The organism is Pseudoalteromonas sp. MMG013, assembly GCF_018100885.1.
Lineage (GTDB): Bacteria > Pseudomonadota > Gammaproteobacteria > Enterobacterales > Alteromonadaceae > Pseudoalteromonas > Pseudoalteromonas aurantia.
In genome coordinates this window covers 24,653-38,469 of the sequence record NZ_JAGJEE010000012.1, presented here as the reverse complement: position 1 = coordinate 38,469, position 13,817 = coordinate 24,653, and the positions used below count along the sequence as shown (strand labels likewise).

The following is a 13,817-nucleotide window of genomic DNA, read 5'->3' as shown; positions in this document are numbered from 1 at the left end:
TATGAGTAAAAAAGCCACTTAATTTAGTGGCTTTTTTATTTTATGATGCGTCAGGCTCAGTTGGGGTATCTGACTCTTCTTCAGGAGGAAGAGGCCAGCCGCCTAATGCTTTCCACTTATTCACGATATGACAGAACAGTTCAGCTGTACGCTCTGTATCATATAACGCGGAATGTGCTTGATTATTATCAAACTCGATCCCCGCAGTGCGACAAGCTTTGGCTAAGACTGTTTGACCGAGTGCAAGTCCGGCAAGTGATGTGGTATCAAAGCTAACAAAGGGATGAAATGGGGTACGTTTTATGTTATTGCGCTCGATGGCCGAGTTTAAAAAGCCATGATCAAATGCCGCATTGTGGGCCACAATAACAGAGCGAGAGCAGCCAGCTGCTTTTTGTGCTTTACGCACCATTTTACAAATTTCTTTAATCGCATCAGCTTCGGCAACAGCCCCGCGTAGCGGTGAGAAAGGGTCTATACCATTAAACTCAATGGCGGACTGCTCAATGTTTGCGCCTTCAAACGGTTCAACGTGGAAGTGTAAAGTATGATCTAAGCTTAGTTCACCTTGTTCATCCATTTTGAGTACTGAAGCTGCAATTTCTAGCAAGGCATCGGTATCTTTATTAAAGCCTGCTGTTTCTACGTCGATAACAACAGGGAAGAAGCCACGGAAGCGCTGTGAAAATAAGGTTTGCTCTGTTTCTGCCATAATACTTTTGATTGCTGAATGTGAATCAGCCATTATACAAGTTACACAAGAGGATGTTAACTGCGTAGGATGAATGTCGTTATTTTTTTAGGCATAATAATTGCTATATACTGTTGAGTCGAATTACATTGTTTAGTTTGTCATAGTAAATAGCGACTTAAGTTGGCAGTTTTTTGACAAAGTTGGAGTCAGGTTGTGAAATTATATGTATTAATACTCAGTTTTGGCTGCTTATTGAGCGTAGTAAGTGAAGTGAATGCAGCGATGCGGCAATATAGTGCCAACGCGGATACGTCTCATTGGACGCTTGATAAAACGACTCGTCTTTCTTGTGAACTTAACCATGAAGTGCCTTACTATGGAGATGCAATTTTTACGTCAACAGCCAGTAAAAATAAAGACCTGACATTTAATTTAGATATGGTTGTGCGTCCTGAAAGTTACGACTTTGCAGGTTTACAATCAGTGCCTCCGGCATGGCGTGCGGGTAATCCAGTCCGTGATATTAGTAAAATGCAATTACTGAAAAAGTTCGATGGTGAACTTGATAATAGTATCGCATGGGAAATGCTGACAGAGCTTGAAAAAGGCAACTATCCCACATTTTATTATAAAGATTGGCAAAATAGCAGTGATCAAATTTCAGTGGCGTTATCGTCTGTTAATTTTCGTGAGATGTATTGGGCATTTCTACAATGTAGGGATAACTTGCTTCCATACAGCTTTGAAGACATAGCCTTTACAGTAATGAACTATAAAAAGAATTCTAGTATGCTGACTAAGTCTTCAAGAAAGCGTTTAGAGATGATTGGAGAGTATTTAAAGAATGACGAAAATATAGAGTCTATCTATATTTCGGCGTATTCAGACAGTTATGGCGGGAGAAATACCAATATGGTGTTGTCACGCAAGCGTGCAGAAACCATCAAGCGGTATATGTCAGATATGGGCGTACCAAGCGAGAAAGTTCGCACCGACGGCTTTGGTGAAAAACGGCATGTTGAACCAAATGATAATGCGCTAGGACGCCGTAAGAACCGTCGTGTGATCATTCAAATTGCAAAATCTTAAATTCGAGCAATAGAGTAAAAGCCACCTATTGCAGGCGGCTTTTTGAAATGATAGCGTTAAACACCAATTTTATTACGAATTAAATCTCTAACAATAAATCGATTTGGGTGTATTACATGATGTACACGTTCGCTGAGTGGTCTGGGCTCATTACATAAGCTGGCGACTAAGTGCTCTGTTGTGAGGGGCGCAGTACATAACCCTCTAGCACCAAATCCCGTAAGAACGTGCAGCCCTTGATGAGGCGTTACCGGAGTGCCAAACCCATAATGTTTACCTTTGGTTAAATTATGGAAGCTATCGATTAAATCTTGTTGCTCTGGTATTTGGCCAAGCATTGGTACGTGGTCGCTAAAACAACAACGCACGGCGGCTTTCTCGCTGTTAATTTCCCCCAAACCTTGGGCAAATTCAGTTTGACTGTAAAATTTCATAAGTTGTGCATGGTTGGTTTCATTGTCATCCGCTCTGACTTCTCGGCTTTTGGTATTTTTATCGAATGTGGCTCCCATACAATGCTCACCATTGTGGCTAGGTGTAAAATATCCTTTGTGGCACAATACTGTGCTTAATTTACTTGATTCAGAGCCTTGAGCAATATGTGACACTTGCCCCCTCACGCCATGAATATTTATGTCAGCGGTTTGGCTAAAGCGATCGCTGTGTTCACCTGCACAAATAAAAACATCAGAAAAAGGCCCGAACTTTTTATCCTCTGTCTGTAAATACCAGCCGCTTTCAGTATATTCTAGTCGTTCAATATCCGTATTAAAATAGCTGTCGGACTTTACCTGTTGTTGCGCAGCATTAAATATTGCATGTGTCAGTTGCGCTGGGTCCACCCAACCGGCCTGTTCGATGAATAACCCCGCATATGGCAAGGTTACACTCGCGATATCAGAGGCTTCAGACTGGGTTACAGGCCTAATCAAAGGGGTTGGCCATTGAGCTTTGTTGACTAAGTTACTCTGTTGCTGTGTTTTACTGTCATTAAAAGCTTGTAATAGTACGCCACACCAATTGTGATCAAAGTGATACCCTTGTTTATGTATATCATCGTAAAATCGTCTAGCGTATAAAAATGTGTGGGCGTATAGTTCACTGGGGGGAGAATTATCCGCTTGTAAATTCGGATAAACAGCACCTTGGCGATTATGGGAAGCGCCTTGTGCGAGTTTACTATCTTGACAAAAAAAAGTGCTTTTTTTCCCTCGTTTGGCTAATTGATATAGCAAGCAACTGCTTGCGATACCCCCTCCAATAATTGCGACGTTGTTTAACGCACGCGTATCATGGTAATAATATGCTGGGGTGGTTTCCTGCTTTGTTGCTTTTTCTAGTGTGCCTACCACCATTTCGCGTTTACGGCCAAAACCTTTGACTTTCTTGCAGATGAAACCTGCATCTTGTAAACCGCGACGGACGAACCCTGCGGCCGTGAATGTCGCAAACGTTGCGTTACACCGAGATAAATCGGCCATTGCGTTGAATAAACTCTGTTGCCACATATCTGGGTTTTTACTCGGCGCGAAACCATCTAAAAACCATGCGTCAACAATCCCTTGTGACTGGTAGCTTACTTGGGGTAATGAGTCATGAACATCACCAAACCATAAATCTAATACGACTGTGCCTTGCTCAAATTCAAGACGATGGCACCCAGCAAGTGCAATGGGGTAGTGGTTACATAGCGCATTAGCTTGTTGTTGCAGTGATGGCCATGCAGCAAGTGCTTTCACGAGTTCTTGGTGTTTAATTGGAAATTTTTCAAATGAAACAAAATGGAGTTTATTCACAGCGCTGTTTTTTGGTCGATTATTAAATTGTAGCCAAGCATTGAGAAAGTTTAACCCAGTGCCAAATCCTGTTTCAGCGATGGTAAAATGAGATTGGTCATGATTTTGTAATCGCTCGGCTATATTATTCTGAGTAAAAAAGACATAATGAGACTCAGCGAGTCCGTCATCATTTGAGAAATATACGTCATCGAACCTATCGGCGACTGGCGTGCCCATCTCATTGAAATGGATTTGTGCATTTTTTATCATAGTAATATGTAGTAACAGCAAAAATATTAATGTCATTTTACGCGTTTTATATGTAATAGTCCGTTGTAATTTGAGTAAAAAGAATTCAGAGTACGTGTGTAAGCTGGAAAGCTGACCACTTAGGTGGGCATTTCAGCGTAGAATAGCCACAATTTAGTAAATGACTAAGGGAATTTACCCATGAGAAGAGCCGTAATTACGGGGATCGGTGTAGTTTCAAGCATCGGCAATAACAAGCAAGAAGTATTAGAATCTCTACAAGCAGGAAAAAGCGGTATCGTTTTTAACCCTGAATTTGCCGAGTATAAATTACGTAGTAATGTCTCAGGTAACCTTGATATTAACGTAAAAGACTTTGTTGACCGTAAAGCACACCGTTTCATGGGAGATGCAGCTGCATTTTCTTATATTTCAATGGCGCAGGCTGTTGAAGATTCAGGCTTATCAGAAGATCAAGTCTCTAATGAGCGCACGGGCTTAATTGTTGGCTCAGGTGGTGGTTCTTCTAAGCATCAAGTTGAAGCCGCAGATATATTACGTGAAAAAGGTGTAAAGCGTGTTGGGCCGTATATGGTCCCGCGTACTATGGCGAGTACAACATCAGCATGTTTGGCAACCCCTTTTAAAATTAAGGGCGTCAATTACTCAATTAGTTCAGCATGTGCAACATCTGCTCACTGTATTGGTAACGCCGTTGAGCAAATTCAGCTTGGTAAGCAAGATGTTATTTTTGCTGGTGGTGGTGAAGAATTACATTGGACACTGGCAATGGAATTTGACGCAATGGGGGCATTGTCTACAAAGTATAATGAAACACCGGCACTGGCTTCTCGTACGTATGATGCAAACCGTGATGGTTTTGTTATTTCGGGTGGTGGTGGTATTGTTGTTGTTGAAGAGTTGGAACATGCACTTGCTCGTGGTGCGCACATCTATGCAGAAATCGTAGGTTACGGCGCGACATCAGATGGTTATGATATGGTAGCGCCTTCAGGTGAAGGTGCAGTACGCTGTATGAAGCAAGCGATGCAAGATGTAGATGGCCCGATTGATTACTTAAATACGCATGGTACATCGACACCAGTTGGCGATGTTAAAGAGCTAGGCGCTATTCAAGAACTGTTCGGTGAGAAATCTCCTGCAATTAGTGCCACAAAAGCGATGACAGGCCATGCACTAGGTGCTGCAGGTGTACATGAGGCAATATTTTCAATATTAATGCTAGAAAATAACTTTGTCGCACCATCGATTAATATTGACGAGTTAGATGAACAAGCGAAAGGCTTAGATATTGTGACCGAACGTCGTGATGTTGAGTTAAACACGGTGATGTCAAATAGCTTTGGCTTCGGCGGTACAAACGCAACACTCGTGATGCAAAAGTACAAAGGCTAAGTTTAAACACATAAAAAACCTCGCTAAGCGAGGTTTTTTTATGTCGATTTTTGATAAATACTGACTAAAGCTGATGCTTTTTCAATTGCCGTGTTGGCACATGTTATGTGGTTTCTCCTCAATGAATTCAAATAGATGATGTTTTGCTTTAGGAGGTACACCAACCACGATGCACAGTACGAGCCGTGTAAAGCGAAGTTTTATACTTGTTCTACTCTATGTGATTCATCGGCTGATAGGTGTGCTAACACATGATGGCACGATTTGAGTGAGAACGTATTCACCTTGTTCTGAGTGAATTGTTTATTTGGCTGTGCGTAAAAGGGATTCACCTGAAGAGGATAGACTTTATAGCCTTAAACCATGCATTGTGGGTGAGTCAAGTAGTGCAACCGCTGGTAGGTATCTGTCATGACTGCGCGCAATATAAGGTCCCAAAATACAAAACGCCCAATAATATATTGAGCGTTGTAATCTGAAAAGTATCTTCCCTTACTAGAGAAAACTGAAGTTAGCGTGCTGAATGCTTCATAAGACGCTCTTTTTCACGAGACCAATCTTTATCTTTGGAGTCTGAACGCTTGTCATGCATCTTTTTACCTTTGGCTAAGTGAAACTCTAGTTTTACCCAGCATTTTTTCCAATACATTGCGGTTGCAATAAGGGAAAAACCATCTCGCTCTGTTGCACCCACTAAACGGTCAATCTCCCGCTTGTTTAATAATAATTTACGATACCTCATAGGATCGCAAATAACATGCGTTGAAGCACTGTTTAGTGGTTGAATTTGACTGCTAAGCAAAAATGCTTCGCCATCTTTAAGGTGAATGTAGGTGTCTGAAATGTTTACTTTGCCCGCTCGGATACTTTTAACTTCCCAGCCTTGGAGCTCCATACCCGCTTCAAACTTATCGTGTAAAAAATACTCATGTCGCGCTTTTTTATTGAGCGCGATGGTATTGGTTGTTGATTTTGATGATTTTTTCTTTGCCATAATGGCTGTAGTTTACCTAGAAAAGTGGACAGAAAATAGTGCTTTTTCAAATTTATGTCTTATTTTCGCGCAGGAGCTTACTGCATACAAGATAAATTTTCAAAAGCTTGCTAAAATCGCGACAAATAGAATGGAGTAACTATGCCACAAATAGAAAAAAGTGCGTTGGTGATGTATAGCACTCAAGAAATGTTTACTCTGGTTAATGATGTTGACGCATACCCAGAATTTTTACCAAATTGTTCAAATGCAAAAATAATTGAAGCAACTTCAAACGATATGGTTGCCAGTTTAGAAATATCAAAAGCTGGGCTTAAAAAGTGGTTTACCACAAAAAATAGTTTTGATGGCAATCAGATGAAAATGCAGCTAGTAGATGGGCCATTTAAGTCATTATATGGTTATTGGGAGTTTATTGAATTAGATGACCAAGCTTGTAAAGTGACGTTAAAACTTGATTTCGAATTTGCAAATAAGTTAGTGGAATTGGCTTTTGGGAAGATTTTTAATGAAGTTGCTAAAAATATGGTAACAGCGTTTACGCAGCGCGCTAAAACGGTATATGGGGCACGCTCATGATAAAAGTTGAAGTAGTATTTGCAGTGCCTCACAAAGCGGTGGTGTTAACCGTAGATGTTGCCGAAGGGACTTCTGCTGAGCAAGTGGTACTACAATCAGGCATACTTGATAAATGTCCAGATATTGATCCTACTAATTTAACATTAGGGATTTGGAATCGCACAGTAAAAGGCAAGCAAGCTGTAAAGGAAGGGGACCGAATCGAGATTTATCGTCCACTCATTGCAGATCCGAAAGATGCACGACGACGTCGAGCAGAAAAAGCAAAAGAAGAAGGCAGAGCAAACAAGATCACCGGTGGTAGAACCTCGAGGGTAGGTCATTAACTGTGGTGATTGGTCTATTATCGGTGCTTAAGACAACAAAAAAGGGCCTAAAGCCCTTTTTAATCTTAAACTATCAAAAGCGTTATTCATCTAAAGGAGTGTTGAACTCTTTAGGCTCATCATAATCGCCGGTAATACGGGTTAGCTTTTCATCTTCAAAATACACGGTCAGCGATTTACGTTGTTCTGATTCACGGTCTATATTGAATACATAAGCATAGTGCCAAGTCTTACTGTTAAAAGCATCCTTCGCGATTGGGCTGCCTAAAACAAATAACACTTGTTCGCGAGTCATGTTTATGCGTAGTTTTTCTACATCTGACTGTTCTAAAAAGTTACCTTGTGGCACATTGATGCGATATACCCAGCTAGAGCAACCAGACAGCATTACCGTCGTTATAAAAGCAACGAGCCAAACAGAAAGGGATTTATTAGACTGCATGTATTTGTGTATCCTTATTTTCAATTATTTGCATGATACCGATTAAGCGCAGAAGGTAAAGCTTCTTGTCGAAGTTCGACCTTAGTGTATAGAAAAAGTTTCTCAATAGAAGGGAAAAAATAAGAAATGTCTGAGATTGATATCAAGTCAACCTGGTATATTTATATTGTTGAAACACGGTTTGGTCATTGGTATACCGGAGTGACTAATGACGTAGCTGCCCGTATTGAGGCGCACCAAGAGGGAAAAGGGGCCAAAAACTTAAAAGGCAAAGCACCGCTACAATTGGTTTTCTCATACCCAGTGGGTACTAAAAGTGATGCTTGTAAATTAGAATGGCAAGTTAAAAAACTCAATAAAGCACAAAAAATTCAATTGGTTGCCTCTAATGGTGAGTCGAGTAATTTAACGATAAAATCACTAATGAAATTAACAACAAGCTGATACCGCTCAAAATCAATAGCGGTTATTGTGTCGCGCTTAGTGTGGTGGTTTTTATCTTCCCCAATGCCGAAGTAAATATAAGGTATGCGTGCTTTGGCGAATGCATAGTGATCACTGGCACGATGCCAATCAATTCGAGGGTTATCCATCATTCTTTGCATTTTATAACGTGAATTCGCAATTCTCAGGTTGAAGTCAGGCGTAGGGAGTGTCTTAAGGATAGATAGAGCATTGGAAGTGTGCTTAGAATGTAACACGTAGACTCTATTTTTAGACGTTGGGGCTAACATATCTAGATTTATGTTTAAGGCGATATCTGTGGCCTTGAGTTGACTTACAAAGTATTTTGCACCGTATAAGCCTTTCTCTTCTGCATCTGTTGCGACAAACGTCACTGAACGGTTTCGCGTTTTGTTGTTCAGTAGTTCGGCTAAATAAAGTAACGCAGATGTACCCGATGCATTGTCATTTGCACCAGCATAGTAAGACGTGGGTTGGCCTCCTAAATGGTCATAATGGGCTGTAATAACGAGGTTGTTCCCGCAAGTTTGTGTATTACAGGGTAGCGTTGCGATGATATTATGCCCTGTAGCATGGTGAAAAAAGCCAGCCTTAAATGGAAAAGCTTGATATTTCGTTTCTAAATTCAGATGCTCAAACCGATTGTATATATATTGCCCGCTAATATTTGGGGTGTCAGTTTTACCTGCGGGTCGCCCAGCATGTGCTGGGCTTGTTAAAGTGAGCATATCTTCGTGCAATTGCGACGCACTAGCTTGATAGGCGGCGGTAAAAAAGGCTAAAACACTAATTTTTAGCCACAGTTTGTAACCACTGAAGTTTATTTTGGTAGCGTTTTCGATCATGGTTAAATTCAGATAATTTATAAGCTTGTGATAAGTACTTTTGTGCTTGCTCAAGGTTACCTCGGTAATAATGTACTTTTGCAATGCCAAAATAACTGCTATGTAGTTTAGTATCAAGTCTTCTTGCCCTATTAAAGTGACGAAGCGCGAGGCTTAAATTGTTCGCTTCTAAAGCTTCATTCCCTAATACAATTTGGTAGTACGGGTTATCTTTGCGTTCTGCACTGAGTTTGCTTTCGATTGAATCCGCTAGATGCGCTCGTTCGGTTAATCTATACAATAACGCCATATTTCCCATCACAGTTTTGTTATCTACGTTTAATGCTAGGGCTTGTTGATAAGTTTGCTCTGCAAGTTGGTGTTGGTTAACGATTCTATATAACACCCCAAGATTACCCCATGCACCTGAGTAATGTTCATCAATATTTATCGCGGCCTTAAAATAGTTATAGGCAAAGTCGTGCTCGCCATTAATCATATGTATGGCGCCACGGTTGCTATAAAACATGGCTAAAATTCTTTGCTTAGTAATGTTTGATGTTGGGAATTTTTGTTGGCGACTGTTGGGATCAAAATCAATCGTGAGCGATTTTGGTGCTGTATAAAGTGACACAGCACTGGTTCTTGTTCGATTTCTGGCAAAGTTTGATTCAGTGATAACCAAGTTCACATGCCCGGTTAATAAACTATACCCTAATGTTTGATCCCAATATTCTGGAATATGTACTCTTTGGAATTGGGATTCAAAACCAAGGTGCTCGGCGAGGCTAAATGATAAAATAGATAATGAAAGGCAATTCGCATTGAGATCAAAGTAGGCTTCTGAAGCGGTTAAATTAGCACCTGACTGATAAGACAGCGATGATTCACCATTATCTACTAAAAATTTAAGCAAGGTTTGGGTCTGTGATAACGAAGGGGTTGCCCCTCTAAAGTACACATCAAGTTGTGTTTTTATTTTAGCGTCAAGTTGAAATACTTCGCGTTCACTCGGCACGCGATGTTCGGTGAAAAGGGTATCATTCAATAAGTTTTTATTTGTCGATACTTGCTGCTCAGTGCTGTAACACGCACTTAGTAAAAAACATACCGGGATCAGACTGACGAATTTTATTTTATTTAACGTGGACATAACCACCTCCCACTTAAAACTGCTTATTTATCAAGCATAGTTCAAAACATAGCTGAGGAGTAGTTTGTTTGGTTACAAATTGTTGCAGGAATAAATGGTGTTTACATCGCTTGATATAAACACCATTTAGAAGCTCGGTTAAGTGAACTTTTATAGGCAGCTAAATTACCCTTGCTCAAAGCTGGCTACTAAGCCATCTAGTATTTTAGCTGAGTCTGCAAGCGCTTGAATTGAATGCTCAGTATTTAACTGCTCATTCATAACTTCATCGCTAATGGTGCTGATATGTTCAATGCTTCGGCCCACATCGGCAACTACGTTACTTTGTTCTTCGGTGGCAGCAGCGATTAATGTGGTCATATCATTAATTTGGTTTGCAGTTTCGGTGATGGTTTCCATCAGTTCCACAGAGTTTTGCATTGTTTCAACACTTTGTACTGCTTGATGCTTCGACTGACTAATTTGTTTGACAATAGAGTCAGATGCAACCGTTAACTCTGTAATTGTGGCTTGAATCTCATCAGTTGATTGCGAAGTTCTACTGGCGAGTGCACGTACCTCGTCAGCTACTACGGCAAAACCACGACCATGTTCACCCGCGCGTGCAGATTCAATTGCCGCATTGAGCGCTAATAAATTCGTTTGTTCTGATATTCCGCGAATGACATCGACAATATTGGCAATAGATTGCGTTTTTTCGGCCAATGTCGTTACTTCTGAGGCCATCGCATCAATATCATTAGCCAACCCTTGTAGCTGGGTTTGACTTTGCTGAACACCATGGTGGCTCTGATTTGACATTTCTTTGCTCTGTTCTGTCAATTTAGCTGTATTATTTGCGCTTCCAGCAATCTCTTGTACCGTTGCCCCCATTTCATTTATTGCGGCAGCCACTGAAATAGTTTGTGACTTCTGCTCATCGAGAGATTGAGAGTTACTTTGGCTTTGTTCAAAAACGCGTTCACTGGCACTACGAATATCGCCACTTTCACTGGCAACTTTCTTTATGGCTTGCTCAATTTTATTAATAAACTGGTTAAAACCCTCAGCTAAAGCCTGTAATTCTGGTTGCTCAGATTCTGGCACTCTGTAATTTAGTTTCGCGTCTCCGCTCCCTAAACGTGCAAATAGTTGTGCCATATTTGATAGAGGCGCACTTAAATTTTTAGCTAAGAATAAGCTAATTAAACTCGCAACGAGTGCAACGGCAACCGAAAAAGCAATTATCTGCCACTGCAGGGATAGAATCTCTTCAATGACTTCAGATTCAGGCACTTGGGCAATGACATATAAGTCAGTACCAGCAATTGGACTTGCTGCTACTAAGGTTGTCTGCTCGGTTAGGTTGAGTTTCTCAACAACAAAGTCTTGATTGGAAAGTAAACTACCAACAGCTTGGTTGCCGTATAAATCTCTGAGTGTGGTGGTGGCAACTAATGCTGCATCTGGGTGCAGCTGAATGGTACCTTCTTTATTGACCACAAATACAAATCCGGTTTTTTCGATTCGCATATTACTCAACATACGTTGCATATCATCAATGCTTTTTGCAAGTCCAGCAAGGCCGACGCCATTTGTTTGCTGATGATTGACAAACATTTTTACATCCCCAGGGGATTCTTGGAAAATGCTAATTGAGTATTCGGCCCCGCTTTGTGTAAAGCCAAAGAACCAGCCATCTTGTTGATGATTGAGTTCTCTGAGAAAGCCATGTTGGTTCCAATACTGTCGTGTTTCTCGGTTAGCCCATGAAGCCGTGGCCAATTGATATTGGTCAACCAACCTACCGAGCTCGTTCACTAATAGCGTTTCACTGAGTTGCCCATTCTTTGCTGACTCAGTAATAAAAACATTACTAGAGAGTTGTTTAGCAGCATCTTTTAGTTGGTAGATTTGTTTTGAGATTGACTTATTAATGCTTTCGACTTTTGCAGGTAGCTCTGACTCTAACATGCGTGTTTCAGTCATCGTTTTTGCGCTATAAATCGCAGTCGCACCGATTATCCCTGCAACAGTTATTGCAATTAGGCTACCTAATAATGTGATTTTTTGAGTGATTGTAAGGCTAGTTTTTCGCATTGATCCACACTTTTCTAAAACAAGGGAACTATTCTACCATAATCAATAATGCGATCGAACAAAGTGTAGCAATTGTTCATTAAATTACCACTTTTGTATAATGTTAAAAAAGGTACGAATGAAGCATAGATATGAAAAAAGCCCATAGCAAATGCGTATGGGCTCGGTTTCTAACAAGCGAACTGGTTTAAACTATTTTTTTCATAGCAGACATGTAGCCGCGTAGTTGCTCCCCAATGATTTCGACTGGGTGGCTACGAATGGCTAAGTTAGCATCGATAAGCTCTTGATTATCAGCATAATTGCTTGTCACATCTAAGCCTTTACCAATAACGTCGATATCAATGTTTTCCATAAAAGGTTTAAGGAGTGGCAAACATGCATGGTTATATAAGTAACAACCGTATTCTGCAGTATCTGAAATAGTGCTATTCATTTCGTATAGCTTTTTACGCGCAATCGTATTGGCGATAAGAGGCGTTTCATGAAGTGATTCATAGTATGCTGACTCATCAATGATCCCTGCGGCAGTCATTGTTTCAAACGCGAGTTCAACGCCGGCTTTGACCATTGCTACCATAAGAATGCCTTTGTCGAAAAAGGTTTGCTCCGAAATTTCTTGATCAGTATTAGCTTGCTTTTCGAATGCAGTTTCTCCCGTTTCTGCACGCCATGATAATAACTTAGCATCATCTTCAGCCCAATCAGCCATCATACCTTGTGAGAACTCACCACTAATGATGTCATCCATATGTTTGTTATATAGCGGACGCATAATCTGTTTTAACTCTTCACTTAATGTGAAGGCTTTTAGCTTTGCGGGGTTAGATAAGCGGTCCATCATATTTGTGATACCACCGTACTTAAGTGCTTCAGTGATCACTTCCCATCCATATTGAATGAGTTTTGATGCGTATGCAGCGTCGATACCTTGCTCAACCATCTTATCGAAACATAATAGCGAGCCTGTTTGTAACATACCGCATAGAATGGTTTGTTCACCCATCAAATCTGATTTTACTTCAGCAATGAATGATGACTTAAGTACACCCGCACGATGACCGCCAGTGCCTGCAGCATATGCTTTAGCTTGGGCTAAGCCCTTGCCTTGTGGATCATTTTCTGGATGAACAGCTATTAGTGTAGGCACTCCGAAACCGCGCTTGTATTCTTCGCGTACTTCGGTGCCTGGGCATTTTGGTGCAACCATGATAACAGTAAGATCTTCACGAACTTGCATGCCTTCTTCAACGATATTAAAGCCATGAGAGTAAGCGAGTGTTGCGTCTTTTTTCATTAAAGGCATAACCGCGTTAACAACCGAAGTGTGCTGTTTATCAGGTGTTAAGTTTAGAACTAAATCGGCACTTGGAATAAGGGCTTCATAGGTACCAACAGTAAACCCATTCTCTGATGCATTTAAGAAAGATTGGCGTTTTTCAGCAATCGCAGATTCACGTAAAGCATAACTAACATCGAGTCCTGAGTCTCTTAGGTTCAGACCTTGGTTTAACCCTTGTGCACCACAACCTACAATGACAAGTTTTTTGTCATTTAGTACGCTCACACCCTCATTAAATTCTTGAGGGTCCATAAATTCACATTGTGCCAGCTGTGCTAGCTGCTCTCTTAGTGGTAAAGAGTTAAAATAATTCGCCATGTTAGTGCCTTAAAAATAAAAAAGTATTTAAATAGAGTGTGAGGCCAGCATAAGCGCTGTTATTAATTA

Annotated in this window: 13 protein-coding genes; 5 read left to right on the top strand and 8 right to left on the bottom strand. The window is 40.8% G+C overall.

Annotated features, from left to right (window positions below; translation table 11 throughout):
- Window positions 1–40 precede the first annotated feature (40 nt).
- Window positions 41–712 (bottom strand): ribonuclease T, encoded by a 672-nt coding sequence (gene rnt, locus J8L98_RS12525; RefSeq protein ID WP_210996765.1) that lies wholly within the window; start codon window positions 710–712, stop codon window positions 41–43.
- A gap of 213 nt (window positions 713–925) precedes the next feature.
- Between rnt and J8L98_RS12520 the strand changes: the two genes are divergently transcribed.
- Window positions 926–1,783 carry an OmpA family protein gene (locus tag J8L98_RS12520; protein ID WP_312037162.1) on the top strand — a complete coding sequence of 286 codons (858 nt, stop codon included), beginning with the start codon at window positions 926–928 and terminating at the stop codon, window positions 1,781–1,783.
- Between the two features lie 56 nt (window positions 1,784–1,839).
- Here J8L98_RS12520 and mnmC read toward each other — a convergent pair whose 3' ends face one another.
- Window positions 1,840–3,831: a bifunctional tRNA (5-methylaminomethyl-2-thiouridine)(34)-methyltransferase MnmD/FAD-dependent 5-carboxymethylaminomethyl-2-thiouridine(34) oxidoreductase MnmC gene (mnmC, locus tag J8L98_RS12515; protein WP_210996764.1), complete on the bottom strand. Its 1,992-nt coding sequence runs from the start codon at window positions 3,829–3,831 to the stop codon at window positions 1,840–1,842.
- A gap of 180 nt (window positions 3,832–4,011) precedes the next feature.
- Here mnmC and fabB point away from each other — a divergent pair, with 180 nt between their 5' ends.
- Entirely contained in the window at window positions 4,012–5,226 is a 1,215-nt protein-coding gene (gene fabB / locus J8L98_RS12510) for a beta-ketoacyl-ACP synthase I (RefSeq protein ID WP_192508007.1), read from the top strand.
- Between the two features lie 511 nt (window positions 5,227–5,737).
- Here the strand turns inward: fabB and smpB are convergent.
- Window positions 5,738–6,220 (bottom strand): SsrA-binding protein SmpB, encoded by a 483-nt coding sequence (gene smpB / locus J8L98_RS12505; protein ID WP_192508006.1) that lies wholly within the window; start codon window positions 6,218–6,220, stop codon window positions 5,738–5,740.
- Between the two features lie 141 nt (window positions 6,221–6,361).
- Between smpB and J8L98_RS12500 the strand changes: the two genes are divergently transcribed.
- Window positions 6,362–6,799 (top strand): type II toxin-antitoxin system RatA family toxin, encoded by a 438-nt coding sequence (locus J8L98_RS12500; RefSeq protein ID WP_192508005.1) that lies wholly within the window; start codon window positions 6,362–6,364, stop codon window positions 6,797–6,799.
- Window positions 6,796–7,125, top strand: coding sequence for an RnfH family protein (locus J8L98_RS12495; protein WP_210996693.1), 330 nt, complete (start codon window positions 6,796–6,798; stop codon window positions 7,123–7,125). The genes J8L98_RS12500 and J8L98_RS12495 overlap by 4 nt, the downstream gene beginning before the upstream one ends.
- 82 nt (window positions 7,126–7,207) lie before the next feature.
- Here J8L98_RS12495 and J8L98_RS12490 read toward each other — a convergent pair whose 3' ends face one another.
- A complete protein-coding gene (locus tag J8L98_RS12490; RefSeq protein WP_192508003.1) occupies window positions 7,208–7,567 on the bottom strand; it encodes an outer membrane protein assembly factor BamE in 360 nt (119 codons plus the stop codon).
- Window positions 7,568–7,693: 126 nt separating this feature from the next.
- On the opposite strand from J8L98_RS12490, the gene J8L98_RS12485 reads away from it, so the two are divergent.
- Window positions 7,694–8,011, top strand: a complete 318-nt coding sequence (locus J8L98_RS12485) for a GIY-YIG nuclease family protein (protein ID WP_210996692.1) — start codon at window positions 7,694–7,696, stop codon at window positions 8,009–8,011.
- Here the strand turns inward: J8L98_RS12485 and J8L98_RS12480 are convergent.
- The 4 genes from J8L98_RS12480 to ilvC all read right to left on the bottom strand — a co-directional run bounded on the left by J8L98_RS12480 (window position 7,939) and on the right by ilvC (window position 13,748).
- Window positions 7,939–8,877: a M28 family peptidase gene (locus tag J8L98_RS12480; protein WP_210996691.1), complete on the bottom strand. Its 939-nt coding sequence runs from the start codon at window positions 8,875–8,877 to the stop codon at window positions 7,939–7,941. The genes J8L98_RS12485 and J8L98_RS12480 overlap by 73 nt on opposite strands.
- Window positions 8,819–10,009 carry a tetratricopeptide repeat protein gene (locus tag J8L98_RS12475; protein WP_210996690.1) on the bottom strand — a complete coding sequence of 397 codons (1,191 nt, stop codon included), beginning with the start codon at window positions 10,007–10,009 and terminating at the stop codon, window positions 8,819–8,821. The genes J8L98_RS12480 and J8L98_RS12475 overlap by 59 nt, the downstream gene beginning before the upstream one ends.
- A gap of 165 nt (window positions 10,010–10,174) precedes the next feature.
- The gene (locus J8L98_RS12470; protein WP_210996689.1) at window positions 10,175–12,088 is read right to left on the bottom strand and encodes a methyl-accepting chemotaxis protein; all 1,914 of its coding nucleotides are present in this window, start codon (window positions 12,086–12,088) and stop codon (window positions 10,175–10,177) included.
- Between the two features lie 187 nt (window positions 12,089–12,275).
- The gene (gene ilvC / locus J8L98_RS12465; RefSeq protein ID WP_210996688.1) at window positions 12,276–13,748 is read right to left on the bottom strand and encodes a ketol-acid reductoisomerase; all 1,473 of its coding nucleotides are present in this window, start codon (window positions 13,746–13,748) and stop codon (window positions 12,276–12,278) included.
- Window positions 13,749–13,817 lie beyond the last annotated feature (69 nt).